General features: G+C 56.8%; 21 protein-coding genes. 8 read left to right on the top strand and 13 right to left on the bottom strand.

Annotated features, from left to right (window positions below):
- Nucleotides 1-138 precede the first annotated feature (138 nt).
- The 3 genes from ACR0BZ_RS14135 to ACR0BZ_RS14125 all read left to right on the top strand — a co-directional run bounded on the left by ACR0BZ_RS14135 (nucleotide 139) and on the right by ACR0BZ_RS14125 (nucleotide 2,778).
- Nucleotides 139-426 carry a hypothetical protein gene (locus ACR0BZ_RS14135; RefSeq protein WP_480484131.1) on the top strand — a complete coding sequence of 96 codons (288 nt, stop codon included), beginning with the start codon at nucleotides 139-141 and terminating at the stop codon, nucleotides 424-426.
- The gene (locus ACR0BZ_RS14130) at nucleotides 398-1,099 is read left to right on the top strand and encodes a winged helix-turn-helix domain-containing protein (RefSeq protein WP_480506439.1); all 702 of its coding nucleotides are present in this window, start codon (nucleotides 398-400) and stop codon (nucleotides 1,097-1,099) included. Before ACR0BZ_RS14135 ends, ACR0BZ_RS14130 begins: the two co-directional genes overlap by 29 nt.
- A gap of 104 nt (nucleotides 1,100-1,203) precedes the next feature.
- Nucleotides 1,204-2,778, top strand: coding sequence for a DUF427 domain-containing protein (locus tag ACR0BZ_RS14125; RefSeq protein ID WP_480920527.1), 1,575 nt, complete (start codon nucleotides 1,204-1,206; stop codon nucleotides 2,776-2,778).
- A 76-nt stretch (nucleotides 2,779-2,854) separates the two neighbouring features.
- Here the strand turns inward: ACR0BZ_RS14125 and ACR0BZ_RS14120 are convergent, their stop codons facing one another.
- The 6 genes from ACR0BZ_RS14120 to ACR0BZ_RS14095 form a co-directional block, all read right to left on the bottom strand.
- Nucleotides 2,855-3,649, bottom strand: coding sequence for a DUF1217 domain-containing protein (locus ACR0BZ_RS14120; protein ID WP_480606330.1), 795 nt, complete (start codon nucleotides 3,647-3,649; stop codon nucleotides 2,855-2,857).
- A complete protein-coding gene (flbT, locus tag ACR0BZ_RS14115) occupies nucleotides 3,646-4,047 on the bottom strand; it encodes a flagellar biosynthesis repressor FlbT (protein ID WP_480625257.1) in 402 nt (133 codons plus the stop codon). Before flbT ends, ACR0BZ_RS14120 begins: the two co-directional genes overlap by 4 nt.
- Nucleotides 4,047-4,421 (bottom strand): flagellar biosynthesis regulator FlaF, encoded by a 375-nt coding sequence (gene flaF / locus ACR0BZ_RS14110; protein WP_480920526.1) that lies wholly within the window; start codon nucleotides 4,419-4,421, stop codon nucleotides 4,047-4,049. The genes flbT and flaF overlap by 1 nt, the downstream gene beginning before the upstream one ends.
- Nucleotides 4,422-4,498: 77 nt before the next feature.
- Nucleotides 4,499-5,710, bottom strand: coding sequence for a flagellin N-terminal helical domain-containing protein (locus tag ACR0BZ_RS14105; RefSeq protein WP_209505009.1), 1,212 nt, complete (start codon nucleotides 5,708-5,710; stop codon nucleotides 4,499-4,501).
- A gap of 210 nt (nucleotides 5,711-5,920) precedes the next feature.
- Nucleotides 5,921-6,280 (bottom strand): flagellar biosynthesis protein FlgN, encoded by a 360-nt coding sequence (locus ACR0BZ_RS14100; RefSeq protein WP_480920525.1) that lies wholly within the window; start codon nucleotides 6,278-6,280, stop codon nucleotides 5,921-5,923.
- Complete coding sequence (locus ACR0BZ_RS14095) at nucleotides 6,270-6,545, bottom strand: rod-binding protein (RefSeq protein WP_480920524.1); 276 nt, start codon at nucleotides 6,543-6,545, stop codon at nucleotides 6,270-6,272. The genes ACR0BZ_RS14100 and ACR0BZ_RS14095 overlap by 11 nt, the downstream gene beginning before the upstream one ends.
- 110 nt (nucleotides 6,546-6,655) lie before the next feature.
- Here ACR0BZ_RS14095 and ACR0BZ_RS14090 point away from each other — a divergent pair, with 110 nt between their 5' ends.
- From ACR0BZ_RS14090 to ACR0BZ_RS14080, 3 genes are read left to right on the top strand one after another with little or no spacing between them, the layout of a single operon-like run.
- On the top strand, nucleotides 6,656-7,900 hold the full coding sequence (locus ACR0BZ_RS14090; protein ID WP_480920523.1) for a flagellar hook-length control protein FliK: 1,245 nt from the start codon (nucleotides 6,656-6,658) through the stop codon (nucleotides 7,898-7,900).
- A gap of 2 nt (nucleotides 7,901-7,902) precedes the next feature.
- Nucleotides 7,903-8,565 (top strand): flagellar hook capping FlgD N-terminal domain-containing protein, encoded by a 663-nt coding sequence (locus ACR0BZ_RS14085; protein WP_480833082.1) that lies wholly within the window; start codon nucleotides 7,903-7,905, stop codon nucleotides 8,563-8,565.
- A gap of 50 nt (nucleotides 8,566-8,615) precedes the next feature.
- A complete protein-coding gene (locus ACR0BZ_RS14080) occupies nucleotides 8,616-9,503 on the top strand; it encodes a phosphotransferase (protein ID WP_480484139.1) in 888 nt (295 codons plus the stop codon).
- Here the strand turns inward: ACR0BZ_RS14080 and ACR0BZ_RS14075 are convergent.
- The 5 genes from ACR0BZ_RS14075 to ACR0BZ_RS14055 all read right to left on the bottom strand — a co-directional run bounded on the left by ACR0BZ_RS14075 (nucleotide 9,496) and on the right by ACR0BZ_RS14055 (nucleotide 14,784).
- Nucleotides 9,496-10,800 carry an NAD(P)/FAD-dependent oxidoreductase gene (locus ACR0BZ_RS14075; protein WP_480920522.1) on the bottom strand — a complete coding sequence of 435 codons (1,305 nt, stop codon included), beginning with the start codon at nucleotides 10,798-10,800 and terminating at the stop codon, nucleotides 9,496-9,498. The genes ACR0BZ_RS14080 and ACR0BZ_RS14075 overlap by 8 nt on opposite strands.
- The gene (locus ACR0BZ_RS14070) at nucleotides 10,797-11,615 is read right to left on the bottom strand and encodes an ABC transporter permease (RefSeq protein ID WP_480474178.1); all 819 of its coding nucleotides are present in this window, start codon (nucleotides 11,613-11,615) and stop codon (nucleotides 10,797-10,799) included. Before ACR0BZ_RS14070 ends, ACR0BZ_RS14075 begins: the two co-directional genes overlap by 4 nt.
- Nucleotides 11,612-12,502 (bottom strand): ABC transporter permease subunit, encoded by an 891-nt coding sequence (locus tag ACR0BZ_RS14065; protein ID WP_480484141.1) that lies wholly within the window; start codon nucleotides 12,500-12,502, stop codon nucleotides 11,612-11,614. The genes ACR0BZ_RS14070 and ACR0BZ_RS14065 overlap by 4 nt, the downstream gene beginning before the upstream one ends.
- Nucleotides 12,502-13,629: an ABC transporter ATP-binding protein gene (locus ACR0BZ_RS14060; RefSeq protein ID WP_267363695.1), complete on the bottom strand. Its 1,128-nt coding sequence runs from the start codon at nucleotides 13,627-13,629 to the stop codon at nucleotides 12,502-12,504. Before ACR0BZ_RS14060 ends, ACR0BZ_RS14065 begins: the two co-directional genes overlap by 1 nt.
- 69 nt (nucleotides 13,630-13,698) lie before the next feature.
- Nucleotides 13,699-14,784, bottom strand: coding sequence for a polyamine ABC transporter substrate-binding protein (locus ACR0BZ_RS14055; protein WP_267363696.1), 1,086 nt, complete (start codon nucleotides 14,782-14,784; stop codon nucleotides 13,699-13,701).
- A 140-nt stretch (nucleotides 14,785-14,924) separates the two neighbouring features.
- On the opposite strand from ACR0BZ_RS14055, the gene ACR0BZ_RS14050 reads away from it, so the two are divergent.
- Together ACR0BZ_RS14050 and ACR0BZ_RS14045 are read left to right on the top strand one after the other, a co-directional pair.
- The gene (locus ACR0BZ_RS14050; protein WP_209505019.1) at nucleotides 14,925-15,608 is read left to right on the top strand and encodes a GntR family transcriptional regulator; all 684 of its coding nucleotides are present in this window, start codon (nucleotides 14,925-14,927) and stop codon (nucleotides 15,606-15,608) included.
- Nucleotides 15,609-15,685: 77 nt separating this feature from the next.
- Nucleotides 15,686-17,083, top strand: coding sequence for an aspartate aminotransferase family protein (locus ACR0BZ_RS14045; protein ID WP_480488565.1), 1,398 nt, complete (start codon nucleotides 15,686-15,688; stop codon nucleotides 17,081-17,083).
- Between the two features lie 50 nt (nucleotides 17,084-17,133).
- Here the strand turns inward: ACR0BZ_RS14045 and ACR0BZ_RS14040 are convergent, their stop codons facing one another.
- Together ACR0BZ_RS14040 and ACR0BZ_RS14035 are read right to left on the bottom strand one after the other, a co-directional pair.
- Nucleotides 17,134-18,426: a lytic murein transglycosylase gene (locus ACR0BZ_RS14040; protein ID WP_480920521.1), complete on the bottom strand. Its 1,293-nt coding sequence runs from the start codon at nucleotides 18,424-18,426 to the stop codon at nucleotides 17,134-17,136.
- Nucleotides 18,427-18,513: 87 nt separating this feature from the next.
- On the bottom strand, nucleotides 18,514-19,227 hold the full coding sequence (locus ACR0BZ_RS14035) for a helix-turn-helix transcriptional regulator (RefSeq protein WP_480920520.1): 714 nt from the start codon (nucleotides 19,225-19,227) through the stop codon (nucleotides 18,514-18,516).
- Between the last annotated feature and the right edge of the window lie 60 nt (nucleotides 19,228-19,287).

Below are 19,287 nucleotides of genomic sequence, written 5' to 3'. Positions count from 1 at the left end.
GGACCGCGTGCTGATTGCCCTGAAATTGGGGGCACCTGCCCCAGACAAGCAATAACGGCCCGGTGTTATCGGATATCAGGGGCAGCAAACCCCTTGGGTTATTGAATATCGCGGCAACTCATGCGCAGGATGCGGCCTATGAAACAGATCCTCTCTTCTCTGACCTTTGCGGCCCTGTTATCGCTTGGTTCTGCTGCGACAGCGGCAGATTGTTATGCGGACTACAAAGCCAAGAAGGACAACCCGCTGCGTTTGCATTACGGCGTCATGCAGGTCACAAGTTGCGACAAGGGGCAGGCCCGGGCAGAAATCGCCCAGCGCCTGAACGCGTCGGGTTGGACCTTGCTTGAAGTGCAGTCCGTTTTCGGGCCGGAAGGGTTGGATCAGAGGAAAGGCAATGCCGGACAATTCTATCTCCGTTTCTGATGCACGCCGGTCGGGTGTCCGTCTGGTTGTGCTGGGCATCGCGGCCATTGTCGTCATTCTGATCACCGCTGCCGTTTTCCTGTTCTGGACCTTGCCGGACGCAAATGCGTTCAACGCACGTGTCGAGCGGCTGTTTGTCGAGGCCGATCTGACGTCACAGACCGAGATTCGCCTGCTTGAAATTCTGGCCCAGTCTGGCACCGCCTTTGCTGACACCCTGTCCGGTTACCGGATGGTAATCTATGTGCTGCTGGTTTTTGCCAGTGCGATGATGATCTCGGCACTGGTCTTTCTGGTGATGCTGGTCTTGTTGAACCGGCGCATGGCACAGATCGAACGTACCGGCATTCAGGTAACGTCGCTGCTGATCAGTCGCGAAGAAAACACTGTCTACCTTAACAACATGGATTTCAAACTGACGCCCGCCGCGATGGAAACCTTGTCGATTCTTGCGGAATCCCGGTTGGATGACGAGGTATTGTCCGGCGCCCAGATCGAGGCCATGATTTCCGGTCGCGATGCCGCCGATTGTGACGAAGCCGCGGGCGCAACACGGATCAAGCGGTTGCGCGACGCGCTTGGCAACCAGATGGTCAGCGAACTGCTGGTCAAGAATATTGCCAAGAAGGGGTATATGCTGTCGATCGAGAAGGACGTCATTCAAATGGTCTGACGTTTTGGCGCGTCGCTCGCGCCCGGTAAATTCCCGTTGCAGCCTCTTGGAATGTCAGGTGGAAAGCCCCATTCTAAACAAACCCCAGGCAGAGGAGGTCGCTTATGAACGTCCACGCCGCGCCACAGATGAATGGATATGGAATCTCAGTTGAGCCGCTGGAAGGCAGGATTGCCATTTACCGGAACGACATTCTTCTGGCTGAAAGCACAAACGCAAAGGTGATGTATGAAACGCGTTTGCCGCCAACGATTTACGTTCCCCGCGCAGATGTATGTGTGGATCTGAGCGAAGAAACAGACCTGCAAACATTCTGCCCGTTCAAAGGCACCGCCACTTACCACGACATCCAACTGGCCTCGGGGCCCCTGACCAATTCCGTCTGGGCTTATGAACAAGCCCTGCCGGAAAGCGCGGACATCCGGGGCTGTATCGGGTTTGTGTCCGGCGCCTACACCCGGATTGACCTGGGCAACAATCGCCTGCGCGAGCCTGACGACGGCAATATCAGCGGACCACTGATCGACTGGCTGATGCGCGGTGCTTCCGCCGCGACCACGCCCGAAAGCTTTACCCAGGCATTGGCCGAGAAGATGCTGGAGCACGGCATCGCCATCCAGCGGCTGAGCATTCTGGCATGGTCCTTGCACCCCCTGATCGCGGGCAAACACTATATCTGGGAAAAGGATCAGGACGAGATTCTGACCCGCGCCCCGACCTACGAAATCTATGATCACCCGGCTTTCATCAACAGCCCGTTGCGCCATGTCTCGAACGGGTTGGGCGGCGTACGGCAAAGACTGAACGACGATAACCCGCATTACAGCTTCCCAATCATGGAGGAGTTGCGGGCAAAGGGTGCCACCGACTATGTCGCGATGCCGTTGCCCTTCTCTGACGGTCGGACCAACGTTCTGACCCTGACCTGTGACCATCCCAACGGGTTCACCACCGAGAATCTGGGCCTTGTATTCGAATGCTCTTCGGTAATCGCACGCTTTTACGAAGTGTTCATGCAACGCGAGAATGCACAGGTTTTGCTGGAAACATATGTTGGAAAACGCTCTGGCGCACGCGTGTTGGGGGGTGAGATCCGGCGCGGTGACGGGGATGAAATCGACGCTGCAATCATGTTCTGTGACCTCCGCAACTCGACAAGCCTCGAAGAGAAACTGGGGCGGGGCACATATATCAGTGTTTTGAACGAGTTCTTTGAAACCGTCTCGGGTATCGTTCACGAAAACGAAGGTGAAGTTCTGAAATTCATTGGTGACGCTGTTCTGGCGGTATTCCCGGCAGCCAATGAAAACGCCAGCGCGGCCCGTGCCAATGCCCAGCGCTCGGCAATCAAAATCGTCGAAACGTTGGGAGAGTTGCGTAAAGCAGGTACCGGCATACATTGCGACTGTTCTATTGGCGTGGCTTATGGGCGCGTCACCTATGGCAATGTGGGCTCTCGTGAACGACTTGATTTTACGGTTATTGGACAAGCGGCCAACATAGCAGCGCGGTTGGGCGAATATGGGAAAACCGAAGGCCATCGCATAGTCGTTTCCGAAGATATCGAGCCTGCCTGTTCCAACGCCTTGCCATTGGGCGCGGTCAACCTGCACAACGTGTCTCGACCCGTTGTATGCTACGCTTTGCACACCACGGCCGACGAGATTTTGAACGGTTAACATGTGGTTTGTGCAGGTTAAACGAGAGACGTCGGATACTTGATTGCGGCCCGGACTTTTGCCCCGCGTCTTCTGATCACACAGCCCCAAGCAAGATCAAAGCGGTCTGCGCTGGCGATATCGTACTCTGAAGACCCGCGATTTGACTTCTGGCCAGATAGGTGTCGGTCAGTTTCTCAACTGCTTTCTGGTCCGAAAACTGTGCCAGATCATCCGATCCAGTCAGATGGAATAGCCGGCTTTTGAACTCGACCAATTGTTTGTCGATATCCAGTTGGGCGAATGACTGCGGTAGCCCAAGTGCCGTTTCCATCATTTTGCGCAGCGGGGGCAATCCCATAAGATCGAACCATTTCGTATCTGTACTGCTTCCGCTTTTCGCCAGATCAGACAGCTCACGCTGGGCATAGAGCGAAATACGCATCGTCTCATCCGACTGTCCAACCGCAACCTCAAACCGCGCAGACAGATTGGCCTGGGCTATCTTTTCCATATTGGTAACCAGCACCGTTTTTCGAACAGCCCCCGGGCCAAACCCGAAAGCATCCGAAAATTCCCGGTACCGTTTATCTGCCAAACGATTGGACAAAGCGTCCTCCGCCTGTGTTCCATCCTCCAGAATTTTCCGGATAAAGAACCGGTTGTCCACATCCGCCTCCAACCCAAAGGCACCCAAAGCGACCTGCAACAATCTGCGGTTCGAAACCAACTGTTCGGCGGTCTTCACTTTCCCAATGTTGTCCAGGAAATACTTCGTCTCCCTCTCATTCACTGCCGAAGACGAGAAACTTTGAAACTGACCTTGATAAGTACGTTGCAGAAACCGCCAGCCGACGATCCCGCCAGTGGGGATGACCGGTTGAAAGCTCATTGCTGATAGGCCATCAACCGTTCTTCGCGCGGAAGAAGCGAGCGAAGTGACTTGAGGCATTTATAGTATTGCTCGGCCACCAGCGCGTCTGTTGCCTCGGACAACACACGGCGGCTGTCTGTATCTGTAAAAACCTGGCTCAGCTCTTCCACGCTGCGCAACAGGTGTTGACGTGCCCGAACCGGATCCATGTCTCCGGACAGAACAAGCTGTGCGGCATAGCAGACACGGCGCACTGGAGTATTTACTTCATCCGGATGTATCGCATCGCGCAGCCGCAGGACATTGGCCTGCGGCGTCATGATTGAAAACCGGCCACGGCGGTCGCCGTTTTCAATCACAACACCATTGATCAGCACCCTTTCCTTCGGGGCGAGTTTCAGAACCAGCCCGCTCATCAAGTTGCCCTCATCTGGCGCAACCCGCGCAAAATCGCCGTATTTATTTCAAGCAATGGTTCGATGGACGCGCCGTCCGCTAAAATGCGGCTGCTGTGCAGTTCCGTAAACTCGGCAAGGTAGAAGATCCTGGCGCGAATATCGTTTGGCAACGCGTTTGCCGAATCCGCGACACCCGTCGCCAACACGCCCCATAACCGGCGGTTTTCGTGCACGGCCTGAACAAACGCTGAGAAATCCGTTGCCTTGCGCGCTTTAGCTGCCTTGAGATGCCGTGTAATCCTGGAAATTGCCTCATATTCAGTATCACGGGGCGTTCGCGTCGGCGCGGCGGCTTGCGCATAAGTGTATTGAGCGAGGGTTTGCGGGGTCACTTGAATTCCTTCCAAAAAGCCGTCGTCAGGTGGTCACGACCGGGGCGCGATAACCGCGCCCCGGACCGCGTTGCGTATTAGCGGAACAGCGACAGGATCGACTGCGGAGCCTGATTGGCGATCGAGAGCGACTGTGTTGCCAGCTGCTGCTGTACCTGAAGGGCCTGCAAACGCGCCGAGGTTTCTTCCATGTCAGCGTCGACCAGCGCGCCGATACCGGATTTGAACGAGTCAGAGAGATTCGAAATGAACTCTTTCTGGGTCTCGATACGACCCTGCGCCGAGCCAAAGGCGGCCGAGGCATCAATCGACGTGTCGATAAGCGATTCGACAGCCGCCAACGCAGCGGTCGCCCCCGCACCTGTCGACACATCAATACCTGCCAGCGCGCCCAAACCACCGGCACCCGCATTCACGAACTGAGCCGAGAACGAGATGTCAGATCCTGTGCCGTTTGTAACCGACAACGTACCCGCAGTGCCGGAGTCGTAATCGACAGTCAGACCGGTAATTCCCAGCTCTTCGATCTTCGATTTCAATCCGACAGCAACAAGGTCACCGGTCGTCGTCGCGGCAGCGTCTTCCGCGGAAACGGTATAGGAAACAACCTGATCGTTAATGGCGACGACAACCTTATCTCCGGCCGCGAAAGCACCGCTGGATTCATCGGTCACCAACGCCGTCGCGGCCGTTGCACCATTGTCAATGGTTGCCCCCACGCGGTCATTGCCGGTCGATGCGCCGGTAGAGCCGTCGAAAACCTGTTTGGTGACATATCCACCGGTCGACAGGTTCTGCCCCGAGACTGAGATTGACGACGCAGTCACCGCCCCGGTGTTGTCCCGATCCAGCGATGCGAGGATCGATGCAGAGCCGGTTGAGCCGTCAACAAGGTTCAGACCGTTGAACTGGGCCGCGCTGACAACCGATGCGATCTGATCCTTCAGTGCGGTCACATCGTCATTGATCTTACCGCGATCAACGTTGTCTTCCTGCGCCGCGACGATCTTGCTTTTCATCTGGGTCAACAGGTCGGTGACAGTTTCAGACGCATTTCGCGCAACCGCAACAGTCGATTCGCCCAGCGCGAGGCTGTCTTTGATCGCGTTAAAGCCCTTGACGTCGGACTCCATCACTTTCGAGATCGCCCAAACCGCCGAGTTGTCCTTGGCTGTCGCGACGTCCTTACCGGTCGAAATCGCGTTCTGGGTCATCGCCAGGTTCTTGTTGACCGACTTGAGAGTTTGCAGCGCAACCATCGCGCCATTGTTTGTCAGAATGCTGGACATAGCTTTTATCCTTTTGCCTTCGGGCGATTTTCGCCCATGTTCACCCCACAATATCTGCGGGCATTGGTGTCTTTCTGACTTGTGCGACGCGCCGCGTGGCTGTTCGCGCCACCTGATGTTTCCAGGTGCAGCATCACTTTTGAGCCCGATCCCCTAACGGAGTGCTAAAACGCCCGAACCAGGTGTTTCAGATTTGAATCAAACCCAGGCCTATGCGCGTTTTTCCAGCTTTGCCGTATTTCGAACGGAAAACTCACTTCGTTGCCCATCCGCGCCGTACGTGCTGAATTCCTGCCGAACCCGTCGCAGTTCAGCCATGCGGCTGGCGACGGCCCGAATCCCGTCGGCGGCACTGTTCAGCAATGCCTGATTGCGTTCGACTTTCTGCTGCACCCGAACCAATGCATCGCTGTCCAGCACCTGAAGGTCGTTGATCGCGCCGATCAGTTTTTCTTTTTCCGGCACCATATGCGTCAGGCGGTCCAAATCGCCCTGGATAAGCGCCGCACGCTCCAGATCCAGAACTTCTTCCAGAGATTTGATCAGTGCCATGTCGACCTCAGATGCCATCGGTTTTCTCCATCAGCGATTTCAGCAGAATTTCTGACAAACCCACCCCTCCAGCCCGGGCCAGTTCGCGTGCCTGATGCTGAACAAGAAACGAAGAAAACTGATCTTCACCGGCTCCTCCTCCAAAAGACTGGCGCGTTTTGCCCAATCCGGCCGACTTCATCATTTCGCTGAGGAATGCGGCCTCCAACTCGATGGCCGCGTCTTTCAGTCGGGTCTGGGCCAATGGCGTTTGAGCCACCTGGGGAATTGTTGAGACGTGCATAGTTTTCTCCGAAAATGCTTCGAACTTTCTCGATCAAAGGTGAAAGCGGTTAAAATAAACGTAACTTCCTGCGGGCAGAGTTCTGATCAATCACACGGAGCCAGAGCAAAATGCCCAACCCACTAACGCTGGCGGCCGCAGCGCCAACAGCAACTGCGAAACCCAATTCGCCCGCCAAAGAACCGGGTCGTACTGCCGGGGCGGAAAGTTTCGAGGACATCCTTGAACAGGGAAACCAAACACATCCTCTCCCCGGCACCACGACTTTGGCCACTTCTATCGAAACCACCGACGAAACTGCCGAGATTGAGGTTGAGGCCGTTCTGTCAAACACGGCTGAGGCATCTGTCGAGGAGATTTCACCTCGGGCACCAGAGTTGGCAAACAACATTTCATCGCAGACCGAAATGGCCGGGACATCCGAAACGCCTGGGGCAGATACAGTGCATCCCGCGCCGTTTGTTCCTGCCGCAGCGGATATCCCCGCAACGGGTACGACAGAACCGGAACAAACCGTTGCGTCAACGGGTTTGCCCCGTCAGACCGACATTCAACCCTTTGTGCCCGGGCAACCAATCGAAGAGCAGGTTCACACCGCTTCGACCCAGGTCACGCCAGCCCAAAAACCCTCAGAGGCTTTGCCTGTGCTGAGCCAGCCAACCCGATCAAAGGACCAGACAGGCGGGTTGAAAGCCGAACCCCTCCTTGAAAGCGCAAAGACGGCGCCCGAGACAGCGGAAGTCGCTGCCACGCCCAATCCGACAAATCCAAACCGCGCGACACCCGTTGCGCAGCTTCAACTGATCCTCAACTCAATCGAAGCGGAACAGGCGGCACCGGTTCATGAGGTTGACTCTGTGCCCATCGCCTTAGACGAACCCGTTCAGCAAGCCCCCCGCGAGGTGGCACAACACTCGGCGATGCCCTCTCCGTTCGCCCGTGCTGAAATTGCCCGTGCCATAGCCGGGCAATTGGCGGCAACGATTCAGACCCGACCGGGAACCGGCATCATGGAAATCTCGCTAAGCCCCGAAGAATTGGGGCGCGTATCCATTGTGCTGAACGGTCGGGATGACGGGCTACAGATGACAATCGCAACCGAACGCCCGGACACGATGGAACTTTTGCGCCGCCACCTGTCCGTTCTTACGGAGGAGTTTCAGAAACTGGGCTATGGAAACCTGAGCATTGATCTGGGGACTCCGTCGGATTCAGGTGCACGGGATCAGTGGACAGATGAATTCGACGCTCAGGCCGCACCGGAATCCGAACCGGTTCAGAACGTACACCTCGCTCAAGCCACGCCGCTTCCACAAACTCCTGCTCCGGTCAGGGGCATCGATATGAGATATTGAAAATGATCACACCCGTCACCGCCACACAGGCTGCCACCTCTCAGCAAACTGCCGGTCCGTCCCGGAGTTCTGCGATCACCTCGGATTTCGAAACGTTTCTGCTGATGCTGACCGCGCAGGCCCAGAATCAGGACCCGCTGGAGCCGATGGATTCAACCGAATACGCATCGCAACTTGCGCAATTTTCGATGGTTGAACAACAGGTTCAAACCAATGACCTGCTTTCCGCCCTGACCAGCACGCTTGGCAGTGTCAATCTGAACGACCTTGCAAGCTGGGTCGGAATGGACGTCCGATCTGCCTCGGGTTTCCATTTCAACGGCCAGCCGGTGACCCTGTTCTCGAACGCGGATTCTGACGCGGACGCAACCAGACTGGTGATCCGTGATCATGAAGGCACAGTCGTCGACACGGTTTCTGTTCCCACAACAGCGACGGAGTTTGCTTGGGCAGGTGTGAGTTCCTCAGGCGATCCGATGGCTACTGGCAACTACACCGCGACGCTGGAAAGCTACAAGAATGACCGGCTGATTTCCGAGAAACCGGTCGCTGCCTATAACCGCGTTGTCGAAGCGCAGGTGGGAGAGGATGCTGTTCTGCTGACCCTGCAAGGTGGTCAAGTGATTTCCGCAGATCTGGTCACTGCGGTCCGAACGGGCGCTTGATCTGTCAGGCAGTACGGGCCAAAGGTTGGCAACTCGACTCGCTAGAAGAAGTGAAAAGACCTCTGCCCGACCTGCCTGCCCCCCCTCATGATCTGGTTGAACACCTCAGCACTATGGGGTTGGTCAACATGTACGCGCAGTTCGAAATCCTGTATGGTGGTCGGACCAACAGGGTGTGGAAAGTGCTGGGGGACAACGGCGACAAAGTACTGAAGCTCTACAGCCCGACCTTACGCAACCCCCTGTTTCGAAATGATGCAAAGCTGGAAGCCCTCTGCCTCAAGGCGCTTGGTCCGACCGGATTTGTACCAAGGCTTCGCGCCGCAGGACAGCACAGGAACGCGCATTGGGTGTTTTACGACCACGCACCCGGAACACCTTGGCGGAATGGGTCGGACAAGGTTGGTGAACTGCTGCGCAGGTTGCACTCGCTGCCCAACACCATTCCAGCGCCCGCCGGGTGTAACGGCAGCGCGGACCTGATGGCCCATGGGCACAGAATTCTGCAAGGGTGCAGGTCAGAAACCCGAAACGAACTGGCAAAACTGCAACCTTCGATATCCGTCCCCCCCACGACCAAGACTTGCCTGATCCATGGCGATCCGGTCGCTGGAAATATTCTGGTCGCGTCCCGCGGCCTGACCTTGATCGACTGGCAATGCCCGGCCTTTGGCGACCCGTGCGAAGACCTTGCGCTGTTTCTGTCCCCGGCAATGCAAAGGTTGTACCGGGGCTCACCATTGTCGGACGCGGAAGAAGTTCAGTTTCTGTCCGCCTATCGCAGACCCGAGATTGTTGCCCGTTATCAACGGCTCAAGCCATGGTATGCTTGGCGCATGGCCGCTTATTGCCTGTGGCGCGCAGAAAACGGTGCACCCGACTATTCCGAAGGGTTGAAACTGGAAATCGAAATCCTGAAACCGATTGAGTTTACCTGAGGTCGGAAAGCGCAAACAGGGCGTATGCCGGTGGCATCAATGCGCGACGCCAGCGACCCAACGGAAACCGTTCAGGAGTTTGCCTCATCGGGGCTGGCAAGTGGGCCTCTTTGCCCAATGCCAGCCGCGCCAATGCGCGCCCGCTGTAAGTCCCCATAGCGACGCCGTTGCCATGATACGCAAATCCGGCAAACATGCCTGGCTGCTTAGGCACGGCACCGACATAAGGCATCAGGCTTCGCGAAAGGCACACCATCCCCGACCAGATATGAGTCGCCTCAACTGCTGCCCAGGCCGGGAACATGCGTTTGAAATCCTGTTGAACCTTTGCCCGGATCGCGGCCTCGGACCGGGGCGACGACAACAAGCCGCCTCTCATTCCGAACAAAAAGCGCCCATCCGGCATCAGGCGAAAATAGTGCAGAAGATTGCGCGTGTCGTAACATATCTGGTCCGAGTTCCAGCCCTGCGCCGATAGTTCTGCCTGGCTAAGCGGGCGTGTTACCATCACCGTCGATTGCGCAGGCAAGTAGCGTCCGGACATCCAATCCGGGATGTCTTCGCTAGAATACCCGTTGGTACAAATCAGCACGACCTGAGCGTTAACCTGCCCTGCGCTTGTTTGCAGTCTGAAGCCGGACGTTGTTTTTTCAATGTTCAAAACGGGGCTGTTCTGGAAGAAATTCGCACCCGAAGCCGCCGCAGCGCTTGCCAACCCGAACAGGTATTTCCGGGGATTGAGCCCAAAGCCGACCGGCAGAGTATACCCTCCGAAGAATGCACCACCCATTCCAAGCGCTGGTAATTCAGCAGCTTGGTGCAGAATGCCGGTCTCGTCCGCGTGTCGGCGCAGGACATCCATCGCATGTCGCGAATGGGCCAGTTGGGTCTCACCATTGGAATGCGTATCCGCATCTATCCGATGCCGCGCCAGCAGATCGGCAACCAGCTGGACCGCGTCCTGTTCAGCCGTCTCATAGGCCTGCGCCGCTTCGCGGCCATAGCGGCGCACCATGGACTTTTGCCCTAGCTTCGATCCGCCAAGACAGCAGAAACCGCCATTGCGACCTGATGCGCCCCACCCCGGTGGGCCTGCCTCGAGCACAGCAACCGAGGTAGCGTTTTCAGCCAGATGCAAAGCCGCTGAGACCCCTGTAAAGCCGCCACCGACGATGGCGACATCAACGTTCAGATCGCCCTGAAACTCTGGCCAGTTCGGGTTTGCAATGGTTTCGTCCCACCAGCAACCACCACGAGGACCTGCGCCATAGGTGTATTCGGGAAATATCCGTTTCATTCGGTGCGCGCAGCGGCCTGCTCGTCCTGCCGTTGGCGCATCATCGCGCGTTTGGTCACAAGTGAGGCCGTAATCACCCCAACCGTCACGACCGCGATCATAATCGTCGACAGCGCGTTTATCTCGGGGCTGACGCCCAGCCGCACGGCCGAAAAGATCTTGATCGGCAGGGTCGTCGCCGACGGGCCCGATGTGAACGAGGCAATAACCAGATCATCCAGCGACAATGTGAAAGCCAACAGCCAGCCCGAGATTACCGCAGGCGCGATGATCGGCAGGGTGACCAGACCAAAGGCCTGCGCGGGTGAGCAACCCAGATCCAAAGCGGCCTCTTCCAGCGATTTGTCGAATGTCACAAGCCGTGACGAGACGACAACCGAGACAAAACACATCGAAAAGGTCGTGTGGGCCAGCACGATGGTCAGGATACCCCGGTCCAGCCCGATCCCGATAAACAGCAACAGCAGGGACAGGCCGGTGATCACCTCGGGCATCACAAGCGGTGCATAGATCATGCCGGAAAACAATGTCCGGCCAAAGAACCGCTTGCCCCGAACCAGCACATAAGCGGCCGCAGTCCCCAGAATCGTCGCCAGTGTCGAGGAAAACACCGCAACCCGGACCGTGACCCATGCAGCATCCAGAAATGCCTCGTTCTGAACCAGTTCACCATACCACTTGGTCGAAAATCCGGCCCAGACCGTGACCAGCTTGCTTTCGTTAAAGCTGAAGATGATCAGGATGATCATCGGAATATACAGGAACGCAAAACCCAGCGTCAGCGAAACCGTATTGAACCAGCTTAATCTGTTCATCCGTCAGCCTCCGCCTGTTTCTGCTGGTTGCGCTGGAACAGCACAATGGGAACGACCAGAATAAGCAACAGCACGATCGCGACAGCACTTGCCACGGGCCAGTCTCGGTTCGAGAAAAACTCTTCCCACAACACCTTGCCGATCATCAACGTGCCGGACCCACCCAATAGTGACGGGATCACAAACTCGCCGATCACGGGGATCATCACCAGAAAACAACCTGCGATGATGCCCGGTCTGGACAGTGGAATGGTGACCAGCCAGAAGGCTTGTGCCCTCGAGCAGCCCAAATCCTCGGCCGCCTCGATCAGCGAACCATCCATGCGTTCCAATGACGAATAAATCGGCAGGATCATGAACGGAAGATAAGTGTAGACAATACCGATATAGACGGCGGTCGAAGTGTTCAGGATCGTCAAAGGCGTCGAAATGATGCCCGTCCACAGAAGCAGTTGGTTAAGGTACCCTTCATTCGACAGAATGCCCATCCACGCATAGACCCGGATCAGGAATGACGTCCAGAAAGGCAGGATCACCAGCATCATCAGCGTTGGCCGCCATTCCTCGGGTGCACGGGCCATGCCATAGGCGATGGGGTAGCCAACCAGCAAAGTCAGGAAGGTTGAGATCAAAGCGATCTTGACGCTGGACAGATACGCTTTCCAGTACAGGTCGTCCTCGGTCAGCCAGATGAAGTTTTCAAGATCAAGCTGGCTGAAGAACTCTTTGATCCCCGACCAACCAGCTGAAAAATCCAGTGTCGGTGTATAGGGCGGGATCGCAAGCGCGGTATCCGACAGCGAAATCTTCAGAACGATGAAAAATGGCACCATGAACAGCGCCAACAGCCAGACATAAGGTATGGCGATCAGAACAGCGCGGCGCATCAGTCGGCCAGCAGAACCGCAGCCGTGGCCGTCCAGGACAGCCAGACCGGGTCTTCCCAGGTGAATGAACGGCGCGAGATGCGGCGGGTGTTGGCCGTCTGTGCCTTGATGATTGTGCCGTTTGCAAGTTCAACGTGATAAGTGGACAGATTGCCCAGATACGCGATGTCATGAACCTTGCCTTGCACCGCATTCACTGCATCTGCCGGACGCTCGGCCGAGATTGTCACTTTTTCCGGCCGGATCGCCAGATGGCACAACTGACCGTTTTCAAAGTTCTTTGCTGATGCGGAGGTCAGCGGCGCTTGCCCTTCGGCCCAGTCTACCTGATAGGTTTCCTCTCCGACAGATGTCGCGCGCCCTTCGATGATGTTCACGTCCCCGATGAAATCAGCGACATAGACCGAGGCGGGGTTCTCATAAATCCGGTCCGGAGTGGCTACCTGCATAAGCTGACCCTGATCCATCACCGCCACACGGCTGGCGACTGTCATGGCCTCTTCCTGATCGTGCGTAACGATCACGAATGTAGTGCCGGTTTTTTCCTGAATATCCATCAGTTCGAATTGGGTGTCCTGGCGCAATTTCTTGTCCAGCGCGCCCAGCGGTTCATCCAGCAGCAAAAGCTTGGGTGCCTTGGCAAGCGAGCGCGCCAGTGCCACACGCTGCCTCTGCCCACCTGAAATCTGATGCGGTTTGCGGCGGGCGAACTGTTCAAGCCGGGTCAGGCGCAGCATCTCTTCGACCCGGTCTTCCAGATCGTGTTTGGGCATTCTGTCCCGGCGCAAGCCAAAGGCGATGTTTTCCCAGACGCTAAGATGCGGAAAAAGGGCATAGGACTGGAACATCATGTTCACGGCCCGCTTGTTGGGCGGGATCGGGTCGATATCCTTCCCCCCAAGCAGGATTTGGCCTTCGGTCGGTGTTTCGAACCCGGCCAGCATCCGCATCATCGTCGTTTTTCCACATCCCGACGGACCAAGCAGGGCAAAGAACTCTCGCTCGAAGATATCCAAAGACAGGTTGTCGATGGCAGTAAATTCACCAAAACGCTTGGTCACGTTTCGGAACTGGATCAAGGGTTTCGCCTGCGGGTCATCCCATGGCGCAAAGACGTCAGAATTCACTACGGCCCTCGTTCGAATAGCTGGAAAGAGAGGCAAGGCGGCGGCGCCGCCCTGCCGGTGCAATTCGGATCAGGTGCCCGATTTGACCTTGGTCCACAGACGCGTCACGACCCGCTGTGTTTTCGCCGGATAAGGTGTCGTGATGTACAGGTTCTGCATCGTGGCATCATCCGGATAGATGGCCGGATCGCCGATCACGTCCTCTTCCAGAAATTCCTGAGACGCTTTGTTGCCATTGGCGTAATACACATAGTTCGATGCCGCCGCCATGTTGTTGGCGTCCAGAATGAAGTTGAGGAACGTGTGTGCGCCTTCGGGATTTGGAGCATCGACAGGAATTGCCATCTGGTCGAACCACATCAGCGACCCTTCGGCGAAGGGGTGGTATTCAATCTCTACACCGTTATCTGCTTCTGCAGCACGGTCGCGTGCCTGAAGGATGTCACCCGACCAGCCCACAGCAACGCAGATATCGCCGTTCGCCAGTGCATTGATGTATTCCGAGCTGTGGAATTTCTGGATATGCGGGCGGACCGCCGTCAGAACCGCTTCGGTCTTGCCAATCACGTCCGCGTCGTGGCTGTCGGGGTTTTCACCAAGGTATTGCAGCACCATGGGAATGATCTCGGCCGGGGCATCCAGGAAATGCACGCCGCAAGTGGCCAGCTTTTCCATGTTCTCGGGCTTCAAGACCAGATCCATGCTGTTCAGAGCAACGTCGTCGCCCAGAACCTCTTTGACCTTACCGACATTCACGCCGATCCCGGTTGTTCCCCACATGTAGTTGATCGAATACGCGTTGTCCGGGTCATAACCGGCGGTTCGCTCTTCGATTACATCCCAAAGGTTTCCGGCGTTCGAAAGCTTGCTTTGGTCCAGCTGCTGAAACGCGCCGGCCTGGATCTGGCGCTGAAGGAATGTTCCTGACGGCACCACCACATCATAGCCCGAGCCACCAGCCAGCATTTTGGTTTCCAGAACCTCGTTGCTGTCGAACACGTCATAGATCAGGGTCAGACCTGTTTCTGCTTCGAACTTGCTCAGCAGTTCTTCGTCGATGTAATCGGACCAGTTGTAAACACGCACCTCTTCGGCAAATGCCGCCGAAGTCCCCAATGCGATGACCGCTGTCATGGTCAGCGTTTTGATTGTCATATTCTTCTCCCTGCAAGTGTACGGGTATTTTCCCGTTTTTTTGGATTTGATCAAGTTTTGCGTTTTCCCTCGATCCAGCGTATGGTTTCACGTGGCCTGTCACCTGACAAGTCAGGCTTAGTCGAAATGGGAAGAACCAATTGGATTTGATCAAAAATAAGGCATCTGCGTCGACATTCGACAAAGGGAAACAGCCCGCACATGAGCAGGTTTATCAAACGCTCAGATCACAGATCCTGTTCGGTGAACTGGTCCCAGGTCAGCCCGTCACAATCCAGGGTCTGACTGATTCGCTGGGTGTTGGCATGACTCCGGTCCGCGAAGCGATTCGCCGGTTGATCTCGGATGGAGGGTTGGTTTTCCAGGGCAATCGGCGCGTCAGTGTACCGCTGCTGAACTCCAACGATATCGAAGAGATGATCTTCGCCAGAATTTCAATAGAATCAGAGCTTTCAAGACGTGCAACCGCCAACCTGAAAACACAGGACATTGATCAACTGGAACGTTTGGACAGGCATTTGGATCGCATGATCGCAGATGGCGATGTCGGTGGCTATCTGCGTTTGAACCAGGCTTTTCACGAAACGCTGTATTCTTTTGCAAACGCGCCGATCCTCAGTGACCTGGCCGAAAGACTTTGGTTGCGGTTTGGCCCTTCTTTGCGTGTTGTCTGCGGGCGCTTCGGCACTCAGAGCCTTCCGGATCGCCACAAGGACATTATTGCTGCTTTGCGTGTCGGTGACGCTGAAATGACCGCAAAGGCAACCGCTCAGGACATCGAACAAGGTATGGACCTGATGGCAGAAGCATTGACGTCTGTCTGATCTAACTTGATTCGATTGACAGGAAAAAATTTGATCATATTGTGTTCGCCAACTGCGTTCTTGTAGGAGATTCTCCGATGTCTACCATCACCAACCACATGCCGACCGCCGAATTGCAGGCGCTGGATGCCGCGCATCACATTCACCCTTTCTCGGCCAATGGTGCGCTGGGGAAGGAAGGGGCGCGCGTGATCACACGTGCCAATGGTGTTTATCTGACCGACAGCGAAGGCGAGGAAATTCTGGATGCAATGGCAGGCCTGTGGTGCGTCAATATCGGATATGGGCGTGATGAGCTGGCCGATGTTGCCGCGCGCCAGATGCGCGAGCTGCCCTATTACAACACCTTCTTCAAAACGACCCACGTCCCCGCGATTGCTTTAGCCGCCAAGATTGCCGAACTGGCACCGGGCGATCTGAACCATGTCTTTTTCGCAGCAGGCGGGTCCGAGGCAAACGATACCAATATCCGCCTCGTGCGCACCTACTGGGCCCAGAAAGGCCAGCCTGACAAGAACATCATCATCAGCCGCAAGAACGCCTATCACGGCTCATCCGTGGGTTCGGCCTCGCTGGGTGGTATGGCCGGGATGCACGCGCAGGGCGGCATTCCGATCCCGAATATCCACCACATTAACCAACCCAATTGGTGGGCCGAAGGCGGCGATATGTCGCCCGAAGAATTCGGTCTGGCCCGCGCGCGCGAGCTGGAAGAGGCGATCGAAGAGTTGGGCGAAGACCGGGTCGCCGCCTTTATCGCCGAGCCGGTTCAGGGCGCAGGCGGTGTAATCGTGGCGCCCGATACATACTGGCCGGAAATTCAGCGTATCTGCGACAAGTACGATATCCTGCTGATAGCTGACGAGGTCATCTGCGGATTTGGCCGGACAGGCAACTGGTTCGGGTCGCAAACCGTTGGCATCAAGCCGCATATCATGACCATCGCCAAGGGCCTTAGCTCGGGCTATGCGCCCATCGGCGGGTCCATCGTAAACGACGAAATTGCCGAAGTAATCGGCGGTACCGAATTCAACCACGGCTATACCTATTCCGGCCACCCGGTCGCGGCCGCCGTGGCGTTGGAGAACCTGCGCATCCTCGAAGAAGAGAAGATCGTTGAGCATGTGCGCGACGTTGCAGCCCCCTATCTGAAAGAGAAATGGGAGGCACTGGCAGATCATCCGCTGGTGGGTGAGGCCAAGATCGTTGGCATGATGGCATCCATCGCGCTGACCCCGGACAAAGCCAGCCGCGCCAAATTCGCATCCGAACCCGGCACGGTCGGCTATATCTGCCGTGATCGGTGCTTTGCCAATAACCTGATCATGCGCCATGTCGGCGACCGGATGATCATCTCACCCCCGCTGATCCTGACACCTGCGGATATCGACGAGATGTTCGTGCGGATCTACAAGTCGCTGGACGAAGCGCAGGCCGAGATCATTGCGCAAGGGCTGATGAAAGCCGCATCTTGATTTAGCGACTTATGCGTCTTCAAAGGCGGCCCATTCGGGCCGCCTTTTCTTTACCGCAACCTCTCCAACAGGTTTGGCGTGGGGTATCCGTCCGAGACCAGCCCCTGCGCCAGTTGATACGCCCGAACCGCGTTGATCGTATTTGGCCCGGTGCGCCCGTCGACACCCTTTGTGTCAAAGCCCGCATCCGTCAGACGGGTCTGCAATTCCTTTTTCTCGGTAAAGCTCAGCACCCGATTGCCGCGCGGCCAGCCGGATTGAAACGGTGCGCCCCCTGCAAGCCGGTCAGACAGATGCCCGATGCCGATCACATAGGCATCGGCCCCGTTATACGCCTCGATCACGTTGAAATTTTCGAAAATCATCAGCGCAACGCCCTGACTTCCGGCCGGAAGCAGGATCGCGGCCTTCCCATGATCCGGCACGACGGTGCCATCCCGCGCCACGACACCCCTTGCAGCCCATTCGGTCGGCATCAGCGTAAAATCACGACGGGCTGAGGCGTAATCGAAATCGGCGGGCAAACGCACCTCCACGCCCCATGGCTGACCCCTGGTCCAACCATGCCGCGCCAGATAAGACGCCGCCGAAGCCAGCGCATCCGTCGGGTCATCCGACCAGATATCCCGTCGGCCATCACCGTCGAAGTCCACCGCGTGATCCAGATATGACGTGGGCATGAATTGCGTATGCCCCATTGCGCCCGCCCAACTGCCAAGCATGTTGCCGGCGCTGATATCGCCAGCCTGCACGATCCGCAGGGCAGCGACCAGCTGCGTTTCAAAGAATTGTGCCCGCCGCGCATCAAAGGCTAGCGTTGCCAATGAACGAAGCGTTGGACTGCTGCCGCGATAGGACCCGAACGAGGTTTCAAGCCCCCAGATGGCAGCGACCACCTCTTTTTCGACACCGTATTCAGCCTCGATCCGGTTCAACACCTGCCGATGTAGCTGCAGGGCGGCGCGCCCGTTCGACAGGCGCGTTTCTGACACTGCGGCTTCAATATACTCCCAGATGGGTTTCGAAAACTCGGCCTGATGGCGATCCCGTTCCAGGACATCTTCGTCATAGCTCATCCCCGAAAACACCTGAGTCAGTGTTCCCTGCGAAATGCCCTGCCGTCGCGCACGGCCCTGAAAGGCGCCGAGCCAGGACTGAAACCGTGCCGTTGTCGCGGAAGCCACGGGCAAGGCCTCAATCAACGGGCGCGAGACCGGGCGGATCGAAACGGTTACATCCGCCGAAGCCAGTTGCAGCACATCGCGCGATTTCCCGCCGCCTGCCCATCTGGAGTTTTCTATTGGTTCCGCCTGCACTATGGATGCCCACAATGCGACGGTCATGACGCCGCCTACGCATTTTCGCATTCCGTTTTTTCCTGATTACTGCTCGACCACAGGGTAGCGCAAAATCGGAAATTCACAAAGTGCTCAGACGTTCGCCTCACGCTCCTGCGCGGCACGCTCTGCCCGAATGCGTTCCAATGCCTCGCGCAGCAGGGGCACGCGGTTCGGCCTGAAACTTTGTTCGGTCACTGACATGTCCTGCAAGCGATCCAACCGGAAAACGCGAAAATCCTGTCGCAGGTGGCACCAGCCCAACAACACGTTCGAGTGATCCAGATAGACGATGCTCAAAGGGTTGACGCGCCTGTGCGTGGCATCGCCTTTCGCGTCCGTATAGAAAAACTCAACCGCGCGCTCATCCCACGTCGCCTGACGCAGAGTGGCCACGTCAATCGTGGGTTCAGGCGGGCGGTTGAACCGCGTAGCAGCCAGAACCGCGTGGCTGAGCCGATGGGACTGGCGTTGCGGCAAGCGTCCCTGAAGTTTCCGCAGGGCCGTACCCGCTGCGCCCGACAAAGCCGGATCGCCAATCACCTGAACTTCGCGCAGGCCCAGAACCAACGCTTCAAGCTCATCATCAGTGAACCCCAATGGGGGCAGGGTTGCGTCCTCGACCAGGGTAAAGCCAAACCCCGCTTCGCCATCGATCACGGCACCCAGTCCGCGCAATGCATCAATATCCCGATGAATTGTTCGGGCCGAAACACCCAAATCCTGCGCCAGCTGTTCGGATGTTCTGGGCGAAGGGCCAGAACGCAGGGCTTGCATAAGTTGGAACAATCGGGCGGTGCGGGACATGATGTACAATAGCTTACCCCTAATGACAGAAACTGTCATTAGGTCCCGATACTCAGTCAG

This window comes from Ruegeria sp. P8 (assembly GCF_056534665.1).
The sequence above is the reverse complement of the archived record's forward strand: the minus strand, read 5'-3'. Positions and strand labels throughout refer to the sequence as shown.

Excerpts from the sequence above, each read along its gene's own strand:
- ACR0BZ_RS14135 (WP_480484131.1), top strand. The coding sequence starts at position 139 with ATGAAACAGATCCTCTCTTCTCTGACCTTTGCGGCCCTGTTATCGCTT.
- ACR0BZ_RS14130 (WP_480506439.1), top strand. The coding sequence starts at position 398 with ATGCCGGACAATTCTATCTCCGTTTCTGATGCACGCCGGTCGGGTGTC.
- ACR0BZ_RS14125 (WP_480920527.1), top strand. The coding sequence starts at position 1,204 with ATGAACGTCCACGCCGCGCCACAGATGAATGGATATGGAATCTCAGTT.
- ACR0BZ_RS14120 (WP_480606330.1), bottom strand. The coding sequence starts at position 3,649 with ATGAGCTTTCAACCGGTCATCCCCACTGGCGGGATCGTCGGCTGGCGG.
- flbT (WP_480625257.1), bottom strand. The coding sequence starts at position 4,047 with ATGAGCGGGCTGGTTCTGAAACTCGCCCCGAAGGAAAGGGTGCTGATC.
- ACR0BZ_RS14105 (WP_209505009.1), bottom strand. The coding sequence starts at position 5,710 with ATGTCCAGCATTCTGACAAACAATGGCGCGATGGTTGCGCTGCAAACT.
- ACR0BZ_RS14100 (WP_480920525.1), bottom strand. The coding sequence starts at position 6,280 with ATGGCATCTGAGGTCGACATGGCACTGATCAAATCTCTGGAAGAAGTT.
- ACR0BZ_RS14095 (WP_480920524.1), bottom strand. The coding sequence starts at position 6,545 with ATGCACGTCTCAACAATTCCCCAGGTGGCTCAAACGCCATTGGCCCAG.
- ACR0BZ_RS14090 (WP_480920523.1), top strand. The coding sequence starts at position 6,656 with ATGCCCAACCCACTAACGCTGGCGGCCGCAGCGCCAACAGCAACTGCG.
- ACR0BZ_RS14085 (WP_480833082.1), top strand. The coding sequence starts at position 7,903 with ATGATCACACCCGTCACCGCCACACAGGCTGCCACCTCTCAGCAAACT.
- ACR0BZ_RS14075 (WP_480920522.1), bottom strand. The coding sequence starts at position 10,800 with ATGAAACGGATATTTCCCGAATACACCTATGGCGCAGGTCCTCGTGGT.
- ACR0BZ_RS14070 (WP_480474178.1), bottom strand. The coding sequence starts at position 11,615 with ATGAACAGATTAAGCTGGTTCAATACGGTTTCGCTGACGCTGGGTTTT.
- ACR0BZ_RS14065 (WP_480484141.1), bottom strand. The coding sequence starts at position 12,502 with ATGCGCCGCGCTGTTCTGATCGCCATACCTTATGTCTGGCTGTTGGCG.
- ACR0BZ_RS14055 (WP_267363696.1), bottom strand. The coding sequence starts at position 14,784 with ATGACAATCAAAACGCTGACCATGACAGCGGTCATCGCATTGGGGACT.
- ACR0BZ_RS14045 (WP_480488565.1), top strand. The coding sequence starts at position 15,686 with ATGTCTACCATCACCAACCACATGCCGACCGCCGAATTGCAGGCGCTG.
- ACR0BZ_RS14040 (WP_480920521.1), bottom strand. The coding sequence starts at position 18,426 with ATGACCGTCGCATTGTGGGCATCCATAGTGCAGGCGGAACCAATAGAA.
- ACR0BZ_RS14035 (WP_480920520.1), bottom strand. The coding sequence starts at position 19,227 with ATGTCCCGCACCGCCCGATTGTTCCAACTTATGCAAGCCCTGCGTTCT.